The 20,329-nt window shown below is 37.7% G+C and carries 20 protein-coding genes; 9 read left to right on the top strand and 11 right to left on the bottom strand.

The window, feature by feature from the left end:
* Positions 1-36 precede the first annotated feature (36 nt).
* On the top strand, positions 37-1,527 hold the full coding sequence (locus F948_RS06215) for an amidase (protein WP_004961623.1): 1,491 nt from the start codon (positions 37-39) through the stop codon (positions 1,525-1,527).
* A gap of 1 nt (position 1,528) precedes the next feature.
* On the opposite strand, the gene F948_RS06210 is transcribed toward F948_RS06215, so the two are convergent.
* A complete protein-coding gene (locus F948_RS06210; RefSeq protein ID WP_026057360.1) occupies positions 1,529-2,701 on the bottom strand; it encodes an MFS transporter in 1,173 nt (390 codons plus the stop codon).
* Between the two features lie 178 nt (positions 2,702-2,879).
* Complete coding sequence (locus tag F948_RS06205) at positions 2,880-4,268, bottom strand: amino acid permease (protein ID WP_004915513.1); 1,389 nt, start codon at positions 4,266-4,268, stop codon at positions 2,880-2,882.
* Between the two features lie 354 nt (positions 4,269-4,622).
* Here F948_RS06205 and fahA point away from each other — a divergent pair, with 354 nt between their 5' ends.
* From fahA to F948_RS06185, 4 genes are all read left to right on the top strand, one after another.
* Complete coding sequence (gene fahA, locus F948_RS06200; protein ID WP_017397304.1) at positions 4,623-5,930, top strand: fumarylacetoacetase; 1,308 nt, start codon at positions 4,623-4,625, stop codon at positions 5,928-5,930.
* Entirely contained in the window at positions 5,917-6,549 is a 633-nt protein-coding gene (gene maiA, locus F948_RS06195; protein ID WP_004915506.1) for a maleylacetoacetate isomerase, read from the top strand. The genes fahA and maiA overlap by 14 nt, the downstream gene beginning before the upstream one ends.
* Positions 6,550-6,568: 19 nt before the next feature.
* Positions 6,569-7,117, top strand: a complete 549-nt coding sequence (locus tag F948_RS06190) for a VOC family protein (protein WP_004915503.1) — start codon at positions 6,569-6,571, stop codon at positions 7,115-7,117.
* A gap of 319 nt (positions 7,118-7,436) precedes the next feature.
* Complete coding sequence (locus F948_RS06185; protein ID WP_004954644.1) at positions 7,437-8,216, top strand: IclR family transcriptional regulator; 780 nt, start codon at positions 7,437-7,439, stop codon at positions 8,214-8,216.
* Positions 8,217-8,268: 52 nt separating this feature from the next.
* Here the strand turns inward: F948_RS06185 and hppD are convergent, their stop codons facing one another.
* Complete coding sequence (gene hppD / locus F948_RS06180; protein WP_004954650.1) at positions 8,269-9,324, bottom strand: 4-hydroxyphenylpyruvate dioxygenase; 1,056 nt, start codon at positions 9,322-9,324, stop codon at positions 8,269-8,271.
* A 514-nt stretch (positions 9,325-9,838) separates the two neighbouring features.
* Between hppD and F948_RS06175 the strand changes: the two genes are divergently transcribed.
* Positions 9,839-11,509 carry an FMN-binding glutamate synthase family protein gene (locus F948_RS06175; protein ID WP_004961611.1) on the top strand — a complete coding sequence of 557 codons (1,671 nt, stop codon included), beginning with the start codon at positions 9,839-9,841 and terminating at the stop codon, positions 11,507-11,509.
* A gap of 46 nt (positions 11,510-11,555) precedes the next feature.
* Here the strand turns inward: F948_RS06175 and F948_RS06170 are convergent, their stop codons facing one another.
* From F948_RS06170 to F948_RS06160, 3 genes are read right to left on the bottom strand one after another with little or no spacing between them, the layout of a single operon-like run.
* Positions 11,556-12,194 (bottom strand): hypothetical protein, encoded by a 639-nt coding sequence (locus F948_RS06170; protein ID WP_004961608.1) that lies wholly within the window; start codon positions 12,192-12,194, stop codon positions 11,556-11,558.
* Between the two features lie 17 nt (positions 12,195-12,211).
* Positions 12,212-12,940, bottom strand: coding sequence for a hypothetical protein (locus F948_RS06165; protein WP_017397306.1), 729 nt, complete (start codon positions 12,938-12,940; stop codon positions 12,212-12,214).
* A 46-nt stretch (positions 12,941-12,986) separates the two neighbouring features.
* Positions 12,987-13,352: a hypothetical protein gene (locus tag F948_RS06160; protein WP_004961602.1), complete on the bottom strand. Its 366-nt coding sequence runs from the start codon at positions 13,350-13,352 to the stop codon at positions 12,987-12,989.
* A gap of 102 nt (positions 13,353-13,454) precedes the next feature.
* Between F948_RS06160 and F948_RS06155 the strand changes: the two genes are divergently transcribed.
* Positions 13,455-14,609: an IS4 family transposase gene (locus tag F948_RS06155; protein ID WP_004961600.1), complete on the top strand. Its 1,155-nt coding sequence runs from the start codon at positions 13,455-13,457 to the stop codon at positions 14,607-14,609.
* Here F948_RS06155 and F948_RS16005 read toward each other — a convergent pair.
* The 5 genes from F948_RS16005 to F948_RS06135 form a co-directional block, all read right to left on the bottom strand.
* The gene (locus tag F948_RS16005) at positions 14,544-14,789 is read right to left on the bottom strand and encodes a DUF4124 domain-containing protein (RefSeq protein ID WP_004961596.1); all 246 of its coding nucleotides are present in this window, start codon (positions 14,787-14,789) and stop codon (positions 14,544-14,546) included. The two genes, F948_RS06155 and F948_RS16005, sit on opposite strands and share 66 nt — an antisense overlap.
* A gap of 80 nt (positions 14,790-14,869) precedes the next feature.
* Positions 14,870-15,898: an alpha/beta hydrolase gene (locus F948_RS06150; protein ID WP_004954660.1), complete on the bottom strand. Its 1,029-nt coding sequence runs from the start codon at positions 15,896-15,898 to the stop codon at positions 14,870-14,872.
* Positions 15,898-17,034 (bottom strand): YdcF family protein, encoded by a 1,137-nt coding sequence (locus tag F948_RS06145; protein ID WP_004961593.1) that lies wholly within the window; start codon positions 17,032-17,034, stop codon positions 15,898-15,900. Before F948_RS06145 ends, F948_RS06150 begins: the two co-directional genes overlap by 1 nt.
* A gap of 7 nt (positions 17,035-17,041) precedes the next feature.
* Positions 17,042-18,088 carry a UDP-N-acetylmuramate dehydrogenase gene (murB, locus tag F948_RS06140; RefSeq protein WP_265596875.1) on the bottom strand — a complete coding sequence of 349 codons (1,047 nt, stop codon included), beginning with the start codon at positions 18,086-18,088 and terminating at the stop codon, positions 17,042-17,044.
* A 4-nt stretch (positions 18,089-18,092) separates the two neighbouring features.
* Positions 18,093-18,605 (bottom strand): low molecular weight protein-tyrosine-phosphatase, encoded by a 513-nt coding sequence (locus tag F948_RS06135; protein WP_004961588.1) that lies wholly within the window; start codon positions 18,603-18,605, stop codon positions 18,093-18,095.
* 117 nt (positions 18,606-18,722) lie between these two features.
* On the opposite strand from F948_RS06135, the gene F948_RS06130 reads away from it, so the two are divergent.
* Entirely contained in the window at positions 18,723-19,883 is a 1,161-nt protein-coding gene (locus F948_RS06130; protein WP_004961585.1) for an iron-containing alcohol dehydrogenase, read from the top strand.
* Positions 19,880-20,320, top strand: a complete 441-nt coding sequence (locus F948_RS06125) for an acyl-CoA thioesterase (RefSeq protein ID WP_004961583.1) — start codon at positions 19,880-19,882, stop codon at positions 20,318-20,320. The genes F948_RS06130 and F948_RS06125 overlap by 4 nt, the downstream gene beginning before the upstream one ends.
* Positions 20,321-20,329: the final 9 nt, after the last annotated feature.

Here is a 20,329-nt window from a genome sequence, read left to right as displayed (position 1 = left end):
TTGCTTTATAAAGAGTTAGCTTTAGGGATAAAAGCCATGAATTTTTCTGAATATGTACAATATGATGGTCTCGGACTAGCCGCATTAGTTAAAAATAAAGAGATCCATGCTTCTGAACTTTTGAAGATTGCATTAGAGCGTAATGAAAAGGTAAATCCTAAACTTAATGCCATCATCATTCCAATGTATGAACAAGCCAAACAACGCGCTCAGCAAGAGCGTCATGGGGCGTTTGCTGGTGTTCCCTTTTTAGTTAAAGACTTATTTCAAGAATACCAAGGTGTTCCAACGTCATATGGAAGCAATTCACTAAAGAAGTTCAACTATACGCCTGACTTTAATGCAGAAATTGTGAATCGTTGGGAAAATGCGGGGATTATCACTTTTGGTCGCACGAATACCCCAGAGTTCGGAATCAAAGGAATTACTGAACCTGAAGCTTGGGGTGCATGCCGAAATCCATGGAACTTAAAACACAATAGTGGTGGTTCTTCTGGTGGATCAGGCTCTGCAGTTGCAGGTGGAATCGTCCCGGTTGCAGGCGCAGGTGACGGTGGCGGATCAATTCGTATCCCCGCTTCTTATTGTGGTTTATTTGGATTAAAACCGAGTCGTGGTCGTACACCTTGGGGGCCACAATACAGTGAAGCAATGCATGGTGCTGCCATGCAACATGTTCTCTGCAAAACAGTTCGCGATAGTGCTGCCATGCTCGATGCAGTTCAAGGTCCAGAACAAACTTCACTTTTTAGAATAGAAGCACCTGAAAATAAATATTTAGATGTCATTCAACAGGCTCCAAGAAAACTCAAAATAGCTTTTAATACTCAATCACCGATTGGAACAAAAGTTTCTAAAGACGCGATTCAAGCTGTTCAACAAACCGCTCAATTACTGGAATCTTTAGGGCATATTGTTGTAGAAGATCGTCCAAAAATAGATGGTTTAGCATTAGGAAAAGACTTTGTAACGACTTGGTTCAGCCAGTTCTCATATATGCAGGCACAGATCAAATTAATGTCAGATACGACCGATGATGATTTCGAACTTGATTCGGTGGCTTTGGCAGCGTTTGGAGCAAAAACGAGTGCAACCGAATATATTCATACTTTAAATAATTGGGGAAGCTACAGTACACAGATGAACTTGTTCTTTGAGCAATATGATCTGTATCTAACCCCCTCAACAGCATCTGTTGCTCCTAAAAATGGAGAAATTGTTACTCCTGCTTGGCAGAAGCCGATTTTAAAAGCTTTGCTCAAAGTCGGGAAAGCACATTATTTAGCTCAAGGAAAACTCGTCGATAAAATGGTTCAGGATAATTTGAGCTGGGTTCCATTTACTCAATTAGCAAATGTCACGGGCTTACCTGCTATGTCCGTACCGCTATATTGGAATAAAAATGGTTTGCCTTTAGGGAGTCAATTTATTGCGCCTTTCGGACGTGAAGATCAATTACTGCAACTTGCAGCACAATTAGAACAAGCACAGCCTTGGATGCCTCAGTATCAAAATATTAAAATTTAAATTAACTTTTGGCTGCTGTTTCCACCCGATTCGGCAGCCAATAGATCAGCAATAATCCGAATAACACCACTACACTTGCATATAAAAAAATTGTTGCGCCAGTTAATTGTTGCCAATAATGCCCTGCCAGTAAACTTCCTGAAGCTACTCCAAGTCCCCACATCGTACTGTATAGTGCCTGCCCGCGACCTTGTTGCTCAGGTGAAAAGTTTTGGAAAATCACTTTCATAGCAATTAAATGGAATAAACCAAAACTAAATGCATGAAGACATTGAGCTAGAAACTGCCCGAAATAATTGGTTGTGAGAATTCCAACCAAAAACCAGCGCAAACTAGTCAAAATTAGACACAGTGCCACTAATGAACGCCATGAAAACCGTGTGAAAAACAACTTTTGCGCTACAGCAAACATCACAATCTCAGCGATCACACCTGCTGCCCATAAACTGCCAATTTGAGTCGTGCTAAATCCTATTTCCTTTAAGAAATTACTGTAAAAGCTATAAAAAGGTGCTTGAGAAAACAGTAATATAAACTCAATCGTAAAAAATGCTGCAACAGTCGGCTTTTTTAATACAGGAATGAGTGACTCTAATTTCTTTTGTGAGCTCGGCGCATGTATAGGCTCTTTAATACTAAAAGACCATAAAAATGCAAGAAATGAAACAGCTAAAAGTAAAATCGGCAACATAGAAATTGGAATAATTTCCAACAACGCACCAATCACAAAAACACCTACAATAAAACCGACAGAGCCCCACTTCCTTACTTTTCCATATAGTTCCGCTCTTTTTTCACCCAACCAAAATAAAGTGACACCCTCAAATTGAGCCAAGATCGCATTTTGAAAAAAACTAAAGATCAACATCAGCAAAGCAACGGATTGAAAACTGTTTGGAATCACAAAAATTGCAAACCAAATACAAGCTTCCATCCAAGTTGCAATGCGAACCAATAGCATTCGCTTACCAGACTTATCAGCAATCCATCCCCAGATTAATGGCGCAAAAAAACGCGTAATAATTGCGATAGAAGACAAAATCCCAATTTCTTGATAATTAAAGCCTTGGTCTTGTAAATACAAGTTCCAATACGGCATGAATGTTCCAACTATCGAATAGTAAAACAGATAGAAACCACCCAGTCGGGTTTGGATGTTTAAAGACTGGAACAATGCAAATGCCTTTTGCTATTTAACGATTGAAATGAACAACTAGCATGTTCATTTTATAATGCTCAAATTTTAACGTATTTCTGCTCAATAGATATAACAACTCCAACTGAAAAATACACAAATAAAAAAGGACCGAAAATTCATTCAGTCCTTTTAGATGCATTATGAAATGTGCTATTTAAACATCTGGATTCAAAACCACATTTGGTTCAGCATTGCGCAATTTACGCAACTTCACTGCATACGCAAGCATTAGACATAAAATCCATGCAGGTATCATCATCACTGCAATACGCATATCTGCTGTCAGTGACATGACCACCAAGATACCCAACATAAATACGATGCACAAATAGTTACTGAATGGATATGCAATACTTGGGAATTTAGTTGTTTCACCTTGCGCCAGCATAGCTTTACGGAATTTTAAATGTGTCCATGAAATAACAATCCAGTTGATCACAATCGCTGCAACCACAAGCATCATCAATAAACCAAATGCTTTTTCAGGGAAAATATAATTCAAGATCACGCATAATACTGTTACGAATGCTGAAACCAATACGGCATTTGTTGGAATACCATTTTTATTGATTTTCTTTAAGAACTTCGGTGCATTACCTTGCTGAGCCAAACCCAATAACATACGGCTGCTGCAATAGCTTGTACCGTTATAAACAGACACTGCTGCAGTCAAAATAACGAAATTGAGCATCGTAGCTACGCCTTGACTATCCAATGACGCAAATACCATGACGAATGGGCTACCGCCTTCTGCCATTTGGTTCCAAGGGAATAATGCAAAAAGTACAAAAAGCGTCGCAATATAGAAAATCAGAATTCGATAGATAATTTGATTCACTGCTTTTGGCAATGTTTTATCTGGATCACGAGCTTCAGCAGCTGTAATACCAAACAATTCAATTCCACCGAAAGCGAAGATAATCACAGCCATTGCCATTACTAAACCTTCAACACCAAATGGGAAAAATCCACCCAGAGCCCAAAGGTTACTAATGCTAGCTTGAGGTCCTGCTGTACCTGTGGCTAATAAATAAGATCCAAAGCCAATCATTGCTAAAATAGCTAGAATTTTGACGATAGAGAACCAGAACTCCATTTCACCAAAAAGCTTAACATGCAATAAATTGATACCGTTAATTAAAAGGAAAAACACCAGTGCGGATGCCCATGTCGGAATTTCTGGCCACCAATATTGGATATAAAGTCCAATCGCACTTAATTCAGCCATACAAACTAAAATATTGAGTACCCAATAGTTCCATCCTGACATAAAGCCAGCAAATGCCCCCCAGTACTTATAAGCAAAATGACTGAATGAACCACTTACAGGTTCTTGTACAACCATTTCACCTAATTGTCGCATCATCAAAAAAGCGATAAATCCAGCAATTGCATACCCCAGGATGACTGATGGTCCTGCTAGCTTGATTGATTGTGAGATCCCAAGAAACAATCCTGTACCAATTGCACCACCAAGTGCAATAAGTTGGATATGCCGATTGCTTAAACCGTGTTTCAGGTTTCCTTGCTCAAGTTTTGACATATGATTATTCTCATCCTTGTAACGTAATTTTCTTGTGTTAAATTACGTATATCATAAATTACTCACTATTGCCTATATGAAATCGAAAAATATTTAATCCACTTTTCTCGTAAGTGCGCATCTAAGCAGAAAATCAAAGAAATAACAATAATTATGCTATATGTAATTAAATTATGTATTGCGTAATTATATTTTTTGAGTATGATGGAAGATATTCAGCAAACTTTAGTGGTTTGATTAAGACTCAAAATTCATTAAAAACACTTCTATACCTATGTTTTTAATAATATTAATCAAACTCAAATGCATTTTTTAGCGACGACATAGCAAAATTAAAGACAAGGAAAGTAGATGATGGCTCAAAAACTTACTTCATTTATTGAAATTGACCCTCAATCAGATTTCACAATTCATAATTTACCTTACGGTATTTTTAGTAAAACACCTGAGGGTGAAAAGCATGTCGGTGTAGCAATCGGTGATTGGGTACTTGATTTGGCAGAGCTTGCTGAACAAGGGCTATTAGAAATTAATGGAAAAGAAAATTATTTTAATCAACCAACTTTGAATAAGTTTATCGAATCAGGTAAAAGTTCGTGGCAATCCGTACGTAAAGCTTTACAAGCTCTTTTATCTGCTGCGAATCCATTATTACGAGATAATGCTGAACTTAAAGAACGTGTCTTAATCAAACAAGATAACGTTATTTTACATTTACCTATTCATGTACCAGGTTATACAGATTTCTACTCATCTAAAGAACATGCAACCAATGTAGGTACCATGTTCCGTGATCCTAAAAATGCACTACTACCTAATTGGAGCGAGCTTCCAGTCGGTTACAATGGCCGTGCAAGCTCAGTGATTGTGAGTGGTACGGATATCGTTCGCCCTTCAGGACAAATCAAGTTACCTAATGACGAACGCCCTATTTTTTCTGCGACTCGTAAACTTGATTTCGAATTAGAAACGGCATTTATCGTCGGAAAACCTACACAGCTCGGTCAACCGATTGCAATTGAAAATGCTTGGGATCATATCTTTGGTATGGTTTTACTCAATGACTGGTCTGCACGAGATATCCAACAATGGGAATATGTGCCATTAGGACCTTTTAATGCAAAGACCTTTGCAAGTGCGATTTCACCATGGGTTGTGACGATGGAAGCACTTGAACCGTTTAAAGTCAAAGGACCTGTTCAAGAACCAAAACCGCTTTGCTATTTACAAGAGAATGTTGCAAATAGTTTTGACATCAAACTCAGTGTAGAAGTTCAAAGTCCCCGCTCAAAAGAAACAGACCTCATCTGTGAGACTAACTTTAAATACATGTATTGGTCGATGGCTCAACAACTTACACATCACACTATTGCAGGATGTAATGTCCAAGTTGGTGATTTGATGGGTTCTGGCACAATCTCTGGACCGACTGAAAATTCATATGGCAGTTTGCTCGAATTAACATGGAATACAACTAAACCTCTAACGCTTTCAAACGGAGAAAAACGCGGATTCCTTGAAGATGGTGATCGCGTCATCATGAAAGGTTACTGTGAGAAAGACGGCATTCGCGTTGGTTTTGGTCAAGTTGAAAATACAATATTAGCCGCACATACATTTGCGTTCGCTGAGCATGAGGCTGAACAGTATGAAACTGTATAGTTATTTTCGTAGTTCAGCAGCATTCAGAGTTCGTATTGCGTTGAACCTAAAAGGTTTGAGCTACGAGACTGAAGCGATTCATTTAGTTAAAAATGAACAACGCAGTGCTGAATATCAAGCTTTAAATCCAAGCTGTCTTGTACCCACACTCATAGACGAAGACCAAGCATTTTTACAATCTTTGAGTATTTTGGAATATTTGGAAGAGCGCTATCCAGATACTAGCTTACTTCCAAAAAAATTAATTGAACGCGCAAAAGTTCGTGCTTTTTCACAAGCCATTGCATCGGATATTCACCCATTGAATAACTTAAAGGTTTTGAAATATTTACAAAATGAGCTTGATTTAAACGATGAACAAAAAAGTCATTGGTATAAGCACTGGATTTTAGAAGGCTTCCATAGTCTCGAAGCACAGTTGCAAGCTTCCAATGGAAAGTTCTGCTTTGGTGAGCGTCCTAGCTTTGCAGATTGCTGCTTAATACCACAAGTTTACAATGCCAAGCGTTTTAAAGTTGATCTTACGGCATTTCCAAAAATCGAATCAATTTATCAATATTGCCTGACACTACCAGCTTTTCTTCATGCTGCGCCAGAACAACAAGCAGATTGGGAATAAGGATAAAAGGAGTTTAATGATGACATTCCAAATTAAAAAAATTCATCACGTTGCTTATCGTTGTAAAGACGCAAAAGAAACCGTGAATTGGTATAAACAGATGCTCAATATGGACTTTATCCTAGCATTCGCAGAAGACCACGTCCCTTCGACTAAAGCTTTTGATCCTTATATGCATTTATTTTTGGATGCAGGACAAGGCAATGTATTAGCATTTTTTGAATTGCCTACTCAACCTGAAATGGGACGTGATGAAAACACGCCACAATGGGTTCAACATATCGCATTCGAAGTTGAGGACCAAGCAACTCTATTACGTGCAAAAGAGCATTTAGAAGCAAATGGTGTCAAAGTTTTAGGCGTAACGAATCATGGTATTTTCCATTCGATTTATTTCTTTGATCCAAACGGACATCGTTTAGAGTTAACTTATAACGATGTACACGCCGATGCAAAAATTGCCCGTATCACAGAAGAAATGAAAGTCGAGATGCTTGAGGAATGGAGTCGTACCAAACGTGCGCCACACCATACACATTTCTTACATGAGGAAGAATTAGGCGCATAAAAATTTGATAGGTATATTCTGATCAAACTCTGAATGACTTAAATAGACATCTAATCGGTATTGAGAGAAGAGCTCAATACCGATTTTTAATGCAAAAAAATGAGTAAACTTAATTCATTTAATGTCATGCTATCATCTTGAAAATCAAATATGATCTACGCTCAAACCATTGTATGCTTATACAATTCTTTAATTTGAGTCATTTAAAAAGATGATTTCAATTTTGCATCATGCTCAGGCATTATTTAATCGAAATTCTGATGTATTTATACAGATTTGACCATTACTGCTAGATAAAATTTAAATGAAGGGTTGTTGAATGATTGAAGAAAAATTATCTGGTGGGGTTCAATCGCTTGAAGTCGGTTTATCCGTATTAAACGCGCTGTTAGAACATAATAAACCGATTATTTTAAAGGATTTATCAACTAAGCTTGATATGCATCCTGCTAAAGTTCACCGCTATTTAGTAAGCTTAATTCGTATGAATTATGCGAAACAGCTTGAAGATGGTCAATACGCTCTAGGCGATCAAGCATGGCGTTTAGGTTTGAGTTGCATTCAACATACTGATGTTTTGCAATTAGTTCAGCACTTGATCTATAACCTTCAAAGTAAAATTGGTTGTGGTATCCAAATCAGCAAATGGTCGCCTCAAGGACCACTGGTAGTACAGTCAATTGAATCTAATCATCCCATTTCAATCGTAACCAAAGTCGGTTCAATCATGCCATTAGTCAATTCGGCAGCGGGTCGAGTTTTTGCTTCTTATTTACCTGAAGCCGTGGTGAAACCATTAATGGATGCAGAGTGGACTAAAGCTGCACTCAACCACTATGCAATCAAACCACAAACATGGGATGATTTTTTAGTTTTGAAAGACAAGATTTTACATCATGGAATGGCGATCGCTCAAGGAGATCTACTTGTTGGGATTAATGCCGTTGGCTTACCTATTTTCAATGCTCAACGAGCGATGGAATTTTGTATTGTGGCACTAGACAGTGAAATGTTTCTACCGCTACACGAAGGCAGTGAAAAACTTGAACTGTTTAAGAATGAAGTCGCAGCAATTAATCAATTCATTCAAACTAGATAGTAAAAAAAAAGCCAAGAATTTGATTCTTGGCTTTTTTGTTCATAGCAGCAAATTACTTCGCTTCTAATACACCACGGCGAATTTGATCACGCTCAATCGATTCAAATAAAGCCTTGAAGTTACCCTCACCAAAGCCATCATCATCTTTACGTTGAATAAATTCAAAGAATACTGGCCCAAGCATATTTTGCGAGAAAATCTGAAGAAGTAGTTTCTTCTGACCGTCTTTGGTATTGCCATCGAGCAAAATACCACGCTTTTTCAACTCTTCAGTTGGCTCACCATGCTCTGGTAAACGCTCTTTCAACATCTCGTAATACGTTTCAGGTGGAGGAGTCATGAACTCAAGACCAAGCCCTTTCAACTTATCCCACGTAGAAAGTAAATCATCTGTAATAAATGCGATGTGTTGAATGCCTTCACCATTAAAATCAGCGAGGAATTCAGCGATTTGACCATTACCTTTATCTGAATCTTCATTTAAAGGGATACGAATCATACCATCTGGTGCTGTCAATGCTTTAGAAGTAAGACCTGTGTATTCGCCTTTAATATCAAAATAACGAATCTCTTGGAAGTTGAAAATCTTTTCATAGAAATTCGCCCAATACTCCATACGTCCTTTATAAACATTATGAGTTAAATGGTCGATTTCATTTAGACCCGCACCCTTTGGATTTTTCTCAACATCATCAAAGAATACAAAATCGTTTTCGTAAATATCACGATCTACAAGAAAGATTGGCATACCACCAATTCCTTTAATCGCAGGAATATTGAGTTCCATTGGACCAGCTTGTGAATACATCGGTTCTGCACCAAGTTCGATTGCTTTCTTGAAAGCTTTCGCTGCATCACGAGTTCTGAAACCCATCGCACATGCTGATGGTCCATGCTCTTTATAAAAGAACGAAGCATAAGATTCAGGCTGATAATTCAAAATAATATTGATATTACCTTGGCGCCATAAATAAACTTTTTTAGATTTATGCTTTGCGACTTTGGAAAAGCCTATTGTTTCAAAGATTTGATCTAATCCATTTTCCGTCGAAACAAACTCAATAAAAGCAAATCCACATAGCTCTAATGGGTTATCTAAAATGTCCATCTAGTTTCCCTTATTTAGATAAATTCATCCGTTTTTAATACTGTACAACATGTTTTGTTAATTTTCGGTTGCAATAACTACCTTTAACAAATCATGTGAACTATCGATCAAAGAGTTGGATAGATAGAATTCTTTTCAATCATCCATGTTCTTTTCACGGTCCTAAAACTAGCCAGAACAACACAAAATTGTTTTGGTTTTCTACGATGAATTAATGCTACAAGAAAGCTAAAATTTATGCAATACATAATTAAATTATGTTATGTGTAATTAAATTGCTTTTTTCACCTCTAATTAGTGATTAAAACCATTATTAATCCTATTAAAACGCGACAATGTAGTGATACTTTTTTTCACATCAAAACATCCTTAAGAAGTTTCAAAGCGTAAAAGTTGATGGAATATTAAAACATTCTAGAGAACAATTCTCATATCTAACAATTCATTACTTGAGGTCATAATCAGTTCTTGGCATGGTGCTATTATCAAAAATGATTAAAAGGCATGATTGTTTATGGCTAGCCCAGCCCAAGCGATAAGACATAAATTACTCAATACATTCTTCTCTAGACATTCAATTTGGTTTCTTTGCATATTTATTGCACTTAGCATTACGTGGTTTAAAACAATCTACACGCCACATAGTATTTACTACTTCATTTCTGACACTTTATTAAATGGCTTATGGCTGCTTACGAGCCTGTTAAGTATGGTTGGATTGTATGATTTACTTCAAAAAAAACATGCTATTTTAAGAAACTACCCAATCATTGGTCATTTCCGTTTCTTTTTCGAAGATGTCCGTCCTGAAATTCGCCAATATTTTATAGAAGCGGATCAGGATGCCTTACCTTTTTCTCGTATGCAGCGAAGTTTGGTTTATCAACGTGCAAAAAATGAAAATGCTGATAAGCCATTTGGTTCAATTATCGATGTATATGAGCCAAACTATAGATTTATTGTGCATTCGATTGCGCCGTGCCCACCTGCAGATACAAAAACATTTCGTGTACTGATTGGAAACCACCAATGTAAACAGCCATATAGTGCTTCCATCATGAATATTTCCGCCATGAGTTTTGGTAGCTTAAGCGCAAATGCCATTAGAGCTTTAAACAAAGGTGCCAAATTGGGTAACTTTTATCATGATACAGGTGAAGGCAGTCTCAGCCCTTATCATCTAGAACATGGTGGTGATATCGTTTGGCAAATTGCTAGCGGTTATTTCGGTTGTAGAACAGCGGAAGGACTTTTCGATCCTGAAAAATTTGCTCAACAAGCTAAAAATCCTAAAATCAAAATGATCAAGTTGAAACTATCTCAAGGTGCTAAGCCTGGGCATGGTGGGATATTACCCAAACATAAAATTACAGAAGAAATTGCACAAATACGTGGAGTTTCAAGAGAACATGATTGTATCTCGCCTGCAAAGCATCCTAGTTTTAATACGCCTATTGAGATGATGCATTTCATACAAAAGTTAAGAGATTTATCAGGTGGTAAACCTGTCGGTTTTAAACTTTGTATCGGTCAACCATGGCAGTTCATGGGTATTGTTAAGGCCATGTTGGAAACTAAAATTGTTCCTGATTTTATAGTAGTTGATGGTTCAGAAGGCGGAACAGGTGCAGCACCGATTGAATTTAGTGATTATATTGGCACCCCCTTAAGAGAAGGATTGCGATTTGTTCATAATACACTTGTAGGCGTAGGTCTACGCAGCCAAGTTAAAGTTGGTGCGAGTGGAAAAATCATTAGTGCTTTTGACATTGCAAGTACATTTGCTTTAGGTGCAGACTGGGTCAATTCTGCACGCGGTTTTATGTTCGCTGTTGGTTGTATTCAAGCTCAAAGTTGCCATACCAACCAATGTCCAGTCGGAGTTGCAACGCAAGATAAAGATCGCCAGAAGGCAATTGATGTTCCAAGTAAAGCTGAACGAGTGTTTAACTTCCACAAAAATACATTGCATGCATTATCAGAAATGATCGCTGCGGCAGGACTCAAACATCCATCAGATATCAAAACACATCATCTCGCTCAGCGTATGAATGATCGTGAAATCAAAAATTATGCCCAGATTCATTTTTTCTTAAAAGAAAATGAATTACTACAAGCTGATTTAAACGATGATGAGAATTTCTATTATCGTATGTGGAAATTGGCTAATGCAAAAAGTTTCTAACGAAATTGAGCCACTCTTCGAGTGGCCCAAGTTTAAAAAATATGGTTTAGCGGCTAACTAATCGATATATGGCAAAAATTGGAATCATCAAAATTACAAGGAATTTTAAATAATACGTCCAACTATAAAGACTACCCTTACCCTGCCAAATTTGAACTTCTACAGATTGAAACTGAATATTCGATGCCTCCATCAATTCAGCATGAACATCGTAGTGAACACCATTACTCTGTTCACTGATGGAAAATGGATCTGAACTGGCAATTAACAGTACAGGTTCATTCATCTCATACTTATGTTTATCATCTGATTGAAAGATTTGGGGTTGATATCCATTGGAGGCTTCACTCTGGACTCCTCCTATCCACTTTAAATTGACCTTACCTTCATTTGGTGCAATACCTTTAGCAACTATCACAAACCGATAAGGATTCTTATTCGATTCCCCAAGAAAACCAATAGCAACACTTGGACGATCAAACGTATCTTTGGGTTTATTAATAACAGCTTGATTCAGTTGCTCTAGTTCACTAGATGTCAGACGCACTGAATTGACCAATGCTTCTCCATATTCCCCAACCTTTGGTTCATGCGTTGTTTTACCACATGCCACCAATCCTACAAGAATAAATACAACAACTAGAAACTTTAAACTTGTCTGTTTAAGAAATAAATTTTTAATCATTTTTATCTACAATCTTATTAAAAAATGCCTACAGAAATATGCTTATCTAAAAACCAGCGTATCACAGGACCTTGTTGTTCTTGCGGTAGTGAAAGAATGTATTCAAAAGTCCTCACCACAACTTCACATTGTTTATTCTTATCCTCAGCAGTTTCACCTGAATTGATTAAATCTGCTTCAGCACCGTAGTCTTGTCTAAGTTTATCAGCAACCTGAGACCATGCCTCTGGCGCTTGCATACGATCAACAACTGAACGCTTTCCATTATGAGTCAATATATAAGTTAATGCTTCACTAGACTGCTGCTGAGTGTTCTGACTTAATAAAGCTCTGCGTTGTTGCGGTGAAGTTTTACTATATAAAGGGAATGAAATTGGGAAACAATCACCTTTCCGTTTGGCATCATACAGTTGTTGAAGATAAGCATTCGCCCATAAACGTTGCCCCTCATCATCTGCTTTTTTCTCTATTATTTCTCTAAGCTTCCACCACAATGTACTGCTCACGCTTGTTTCAATCTCATTTACATTTACGACACCATTTGCCGTTTGTTGTATAGATTCATAATCTTTGCTGGCATATTGTTTGAGTGGTTGCAACAAAACGATTTGGTCTAGAATATTCTGTCGTTGCGCAATTGGATTATTTGCATCTTGAGTATTTGCAGGTAGCTCCTGATGAGAGCAACGATTAAGCATAAAAAAAATTATAAAAATAAACCCTATAACAATAAAAACAACTTTCATTGCATATCCCCATATTCTTAGTATCAAAAAATTTGTTGCTAAATATTTAAGTTCGCTTGAATGGACACGTTGAACTTTTTTGGGTGAGTAATGTGTCTGTGATTGCATTACAACTCATATAGATACTACCTTCAGCCGTACATATTCTTGCTGCATACATCTGCCGACTATTCTCGATGATCTGCATCTGTCTACCAGCATAACGCGCTAAACGTAAGGTATCTATTCGCTGTTTACATTCAGGAAATTGCACAATGCCTCGTTGAAACTCAGAAGACTGATCTATAGCTACCTTAGTTTTATTTAGTGCAGAATCTTGAGTGTAGGCATTTCTTTCATTCTCAGTTGTGCGTTGCCGCTGAAGCTCGCTCTTCCTACAATCATGCTCAAAGCCATTTGAAATAGAGCCCATACACGCACTACTGTCCCATAGTTTGCTCTAAATAAAAAAACTGAGTCTAAATAGTTAAAATATGAGTGCAAACAAACACTTTAACTATAAAGGACTCAGGTTTTGTCACATCAGAATACCGTATTTCATCAATTACTCAAACCCATTTTAAGACAAGATTTTGAACGTCTGGCTAAACTGCACCACTCTGGGCAAAAATTAAGATCAGCCACCCGCTGGGATCAGTTTGTTGCCATATTGATGTCCCAACTTTCTTGTCGGCAAAGCTTAAGAGACATTCAATCCAATCTCGAATCCCAGCAGGAAAAGCTCTATCATCTTGGCGCGAAGAGAATTGCGCGAAGCACCTTAGCAAGACTCAACGAAGAACAGCCCGCCAGCTTGTATCAGCAATTGTTCACACAGCTGCTTCAGCGCTGTGAAAACTCTAAAACTGCACATAAATTTAGATTCAAGAATCCGCTGTATTCACTAGATGCCAGTCATATTGATCTTTCACTGTCATTGTGCGCATGGGCAAAAGTGCATGAATCCAAAGCCAGTATTAAACTCAGTGTTGGCTTAAATCACAGCAATACCATTCCTGAATTTGTAGCGCTTGGGGATGGTATTGAAAATGATATGGTGCAAGGCAGAGCATTTAAATTTCCTGCTGGCAGCATTATCGTCTTTGATAAAGGATATGTTGATTATCAATGGTTTGCTCAGTTGACACTTCAGAACGTCAGCTTTGTAACCCGGCTACGCCCAAAGATGGTTTATCAAGTTAAATCAAGCCGCAGCGTATTAGCGACTAAAGGGATTATTGCGGATGAATGTATTGAATTGAGCAGTGCGTATGCCAAGAAAAGAGGCGCACCTGAATTATTAAGACGTATAGAGTTTTATGATACAGATAAGAAAAGAACATTCGAATTTCTGAGCAACAACTTTCATCTGGCAGCATCCACCATTGCTGCAATTTATAAAGACCGCTGGAAGATTGAGTTATTCTTTAAAGCCATCAAGCAGAATTTAAAACTGAAGTCATTTCTAGGTCGAAGCCGCAATGCGATACAAACGCAAATATGGATTGCATTAATTGCCTATTTGCTGGTGAACTTCGCTAAACACATGGCACAAGAAGGATGGAGTGTTCAGCGTTTACTGAGAATTATTCAGGTCAATTTATTTGAAAGGAAACTTTTAAGGTCACTCTTTGTGCCTGATAAAAAATGGCGAAAACAAGAAGAACCTCAATTGAGGTTCTTCTTGTGATATTTGTGGGACAGCAGTGCCCATACACGCAGTTTTTTGAGCAGTTTTCGCAGCACAAGGATGATTTTGATAAGTTGTGCCCTGTGGAGAAACACACTTGTATAGATCTTGAGCAAAAACAGATGTAGAAAAACATAAAAGAATAGAGCTAAAGAAGCTCCAAGATGCACCCCTTATCATGCATACCCCTATGATTTAAATTTTCATTTTTTTATATTGTTAAAAATTGTATCATCTAAATCATTGGTAAAAAAGAAATATTAGTAATAATAATGATTTGGCTTAGCATGTAAAAAAGCTGGAATTAAACCTGTTAGTGCAGCACGAATATCTGCACGTTCATTGATTAATTGATGTGAACCTTCTTCTAGCATCAACAAGGTTTGTAGTCTAAATTTACGACGTATATATTCAATGTTATAGCGCCAATCTACAGTTTGATCGAGCGCACCCTGTGCTAACCAAACAGGAATACGACAAGCTGGACGTTGTTCCATTTCCAACATCCATTTCGACATCGCAAGAATCCAATCCATTCCCATCATTCTTGGTTGCAATGGATCTTTTAAACGCACAAATCGCAAAAATTCAGGATTATGATTATTGCGACGGAAGTGTCGAGGGACTTGGCTTTTTATACGGCGTATAATCCCTAACCCGACAGAGTTATGCCACCAGGCCGTTTTCGCTGGACGTATTAATGGTGATAATAACAATACACGATCAACTATTGGATCTTCACGTCGCTCGGCAAATTCTAATAGATGATGCATCCATATTGCACCGCCAGTACTTTGCCCGATTCCCAACCACGGACGTGGCAATTGTTTTGCATGATGAACAGCATCATAAACAGCATTAAGAACCTGTTGGTAATGATCAAAGTTCTGAATACTAGCAGGTGAACCATTACTTAAACCGTGACCAGGAAGATCATAGGTAATTACACTAAATCCTTGATCCAAGATTTCTTTGATAATCGGTTGGTAAATCCCGCTATGTTCCAGATAACCATGTAATAAACACACAGTACCCTGAATTTTTTCTATTTTGGGTTGAAAGACCTGTACATGTAAACGAAACAATGGCATTTCTACATAACCTTGCCAATGCTCACATTCCAACAAATGCAAACCATACAGCTTACGATATGCTTGTAATGGCTTAGTTGGTTCAAAACTTACTGTCAAATCTAGTGGTTCAAGAACTTGAGGAGTGGTTTCTCGATTTGGAATAGGTAAATCAAGTTGCTTTAAGATCGTGGGATTTAGAAATGGAATATTTGACATTATGGTATCTCCCGACAATCACTAGAGCCAAACAACATATCACGAATTGTAGCTAACATCTCATAGTTTGCTCGTCGACTATGATCATAATTTTGCTCACTAGGACGCCATTTCGTTAATTGCGTCGGCATAGGCGCAATCACTGGAACAGTCTCAATACCATTTAATGCAAATAAACGACGTGTGCGAGGCATGTGGTATTCATCCGTGATCAAAAGTACCGTTGGTGCCCCGCCTTTTTTTTGTAATAACAAAGAACTAAACCGAGAGTTTTCGCAGGTATTCATACTTCTTTTTTCAAGTAATTTTGCTTCAATGCCTCGTTCATTTAACCAAGCTTGCATATACGGTGCTTCAACACCACTCAGCACAATCGGCAAATCATATTTTTTCTCTATTTCTAATGTCTTTTCCAAGCGCAAACGTGTGTAATTATTTACCACAATATCTTTACCATTTGCGCCTAGTGTCAATCCACCACCCAATACAACAATCGCATAAGGCTCAGAGCTATTTCTTGAAGTCTTTGTCTCAACCTTATTTTTTTTCAACTCGAGAAAATCTGTATTTGTTTGCTCAGCTGAATCCTCAGAAGCAGATAAATCAATAGGATAGCTTTGTAAAAAGTCTAAATACTTTTCCATTTGTATTTTGGTATTGGCTGTATCCGATTGCAAAAAATCGAAAGGTGTACTTGCTGCACTTGCAGAACTTTCTTGTTCTTGAACCGATGATGCTGCCTGAGCTAACAGAGGAATTTCCTGCTTGGGTTCTTCAGCATTTTCTTTTTCTTGCTCTTCTAATATTAACTGTTGCAACACTTTATAACGCGCTTGAATTAGACCCAAATCCTCAGGTTTTTCTGATTGAAAGGTCTTTTCCATAAGCTTTAAATAAGCTTGTCTTGCAATCCATAGATCTGAACCAGGCTCTAAAGTTTCATGCTCACTCAACGCAGCAGATTTTTGGCTTTGTGCTGCAACTTGATTAACTTCTACAGGAACAAAGTAATTTAATCCTTTGACAATTAACTGAGAATAAAATGGTGAATATAAAAAAAGTACAAAACAGCCTAATAGTACAAAAAGTATTGTAAATACTCGTACTAAACTCACCATCCAATGTACTTTCGCCATATTCTCCTCATTCACCGTGTGGTTGGATCAAACCTTGCTCGTCATACAGCACTGGTTCAGGTTCTAAACTGATACTGAATTTTTGCTTTACGTCATGTTGCACGGCTTTATATGTATTTTTCACATCAGTCAAAGTTGCATCAGCATAATTGACTAAAACTAAGGCTTGTTTGTGAAACATTCCTACAGAACCTAATTGTTTACCTTTCCAACCTGTTTGATCGATCAACCATCCAGCGGCAACTTTAACACTACCATTTGCTTGTGGATAATGAGGAATGTTTGGAAATTGTTGTGCAATTTTGTCAAAGCTCATTTGACTGAGAACAGGATTCTTAAAAAAGCTCCCAACATTTGGATACTCTTTAGGATCAGGCAACTTACTTTGTCGAATCAAAATAACTTGCTTTTGCAAGTTTTCAGCGCTTTGTTTATCACCAACAGCTTGTTTTAGATCACCATAATTTAGTTTTAAATCAGCTTGCTTCAATAGCTTAAAGGTGACAGCAACGATGATATAACGATTCGGAAAATCTTTAAAAATACTATGTCGATATGCGAATTTACAATCTTCAGAGGAAATAGAGGTGAATTGCTCTAACTCACGATCATAGACTTGAACAGACTCAATAAATTCACCAACTTCAACACCATAAGCACCAATATTTTGTACAGGTGAGGCCCCAACTAACCCAGGAATTAACGCAAGATTTTGTAAACCAAACCATTGCTGCTTTGTTGTATATAAAACGAAATCATGCCAAGACTGCCCTGCACCAACATTTACAGTAACTGTGTGATTATCTTCACGAACAACCTCAACACCTTGAATATTTAAGTGCAGTACAAGAGCCTGAATATACTGAGGTAACAACATGTTGCTCCCTCCAGATAACACTAAAACATTGAGATTATTCTGTTTAGCAAAATCTAAAGCTTCAACGACTTCGTTGGCATGATTGATTTGCACATAGTGTGATGCTGTAGAATCTAAGTTCAGGGTATTCAATGATTTAAGCTGTATGTGCTCTTGTATATGCATATTGTGTTGAATCCTATTACCCTGCACTGATTTGATTTTTTAAAATATTGACCCAAGCCAAACTACTTGATTCGCACTGATTAAGTACGCGATCAAAGCCTTCCGCTCCCCCATAATAAGGATCAGGTATAGCTTGCCGTGTAAATTCAGGATCATGCTCACTCATTAATGCAATTTTTGAACGTACTTGATTAGAACCAAACTGATAAATTGCCTGAGTCTTCAAATGTTGCACATCTTTGAAATTCTCATGATCCATTACCAAGATCAAATCGAAATCAAGAAAATCATTCAATGTAATTTGTCTAGCACGTATAGTCGATAGATCGTAACCGCGTTTACTTGCATGCTGTTGGCTGCGTAAATCTGGCGCTTTATTTGGATGGTAATTGCTAGTTCCAGCAGAATCGACAATCACATCTAAACCATGCACATCACAATAATGTCTGAGAATCGCTTCTGCTGTTGGAGAACGGCAAATATTTCCTAAACAGACACACAACACCTTATATGGCGTTTTGGATGGCATAATCACCTCATTTGTACACTTTAACAAGCGTCTTATGTTAATTTATTTAAGTCCTGAAACCTATAGCCACCACATATAAAAATGTTGTATTTATTATGAAAAAATAAGGATATATGTATGAACCATTTCCAATTTCAAACTGTCCCAAACATCATTGCAGGGCTAGGTTCAATACAAGAGCTAAAAAATGTTCTATCTCAACATCAGTACCATAAAGTTTTATTGGTTACTGATGCTGGCATGTTACAGCATAAACTTCATTTACCGATATTAACCATTTTAGATCAACTTGGTCTGGACTTTGTCATCTATTCAGATATTCAAGCAGATCCCCCTGAACATATCGTGTTAGAAGCTGTGGATTTTGCTCGACAAGAAAAAGTAGATGTTGTAATCGGATTTGGTGGCGGTAGCTCCATGGATGTCGCAAAAATCATCGCTTTACTTGCACATCCGAATCAACAACAAAATTTAGGTGAGATATATGGTATTAACCAAGCAAAATCACCACGTTTATCACTTATTCTTGTACCTACCACTGCTGGAACAGGTTCTGAAGTCACACCTATTTCTATTGTGACCACTGGCGCTACTACAAAAATGGGCGTTGTTTCCCCAATCCTATACGCAGATGTTGCTATCCTGGATGCAACATTCACTCAAGGTCTACCTGCACACATCACAGCGGCGACGGGTATCGATGCAATGGTACATGCGATAGAGGCTTATACATCAAATATCAAGAAAAACTTCTACGCAGATATGCTGGCAAAGAACGCATTAAAACTCCTCAATCAAAATTTAGCCAAAGTTCTAAAAGATGGTTCAGATATGGAAGCACGCCAAAACATGTTGGTTGGCTCAATGCTTGCTGGACAAGCATTTGCAAACGCACCAGTCGGTGCAGTTCATGCACTTGCCTACCCATTGGGTGGACATTTTCATTTATCACATGGGCATACAAATGCTTTAGTTTTAGTTGAAGTACTTAAATTCAATGCACCTAATGCGAAGCAACACTATGCTGAATTAATGCAATTGCTCGACCCTCGCAGTACAGGTTGTACGGATGGCCTATGTGATCTGTTTATCGATCATATGCAAAACCATCTTGACCAAAGCGGTTTAACTTTAAAACTTAATGAATTGAACATTCCAGAAGCTAAACTTCCACAACTTGCCAAGGATGCGATGCTTCAAACAAGACTCTTGCAGAACAATCCAAGAGAAATGACCGAACAAGATGCACTCAATATTTATCAGGCGATTTATGCATGAGCAAACCGACTTTAAAACGACGTGACCAATTCAAGTTCTTTTTCCCAATACAAACCCGTTGGGCGGACAATGATATTTATGGACACGTCAATAACGTGACTTATTACAGTTATTTTGACACCGCTGCTAATTCATTACTGATTCAAAAAACAGGTTTCGATATCCATAACAGTGAAATCATAGGTTTAGTGGTGGATTCAGCCTGTAGCTTTCAACAGGAACTTTCTTTCCCAGAAATGATTGAAGTCGGTGTTGCGATTGGCAAAATCGGTAATTCATCGCTCAGATATGAACTCGCAATTTTTAAACAAAATCAGGATGAAGCAGCAGCCCAAGGACATTTTATGCATGTATTCGTTGACCGTAAAAGCAGAAAAAGTACGGCTATTTCAGTAGAAATGAGAAATGTACTTGAACAATATCAACTTATTAGTTAATAACTAAAG

The organism is Acinetobacter junii CIP 64.5, from assembly GCF_000368765.1.
Lineage (GTDB): Bacteria > Pseudomonadota > Gammaproteobacteria > Pseudomonadales > Moraxellaceae > Acinetobacter > Acinetobacter junii.
The sequence above is the reverse complement of the archived record's forward strand: the minus strand, read 5'-3'. Positions and strand labels throughout refer to the sequence as shown.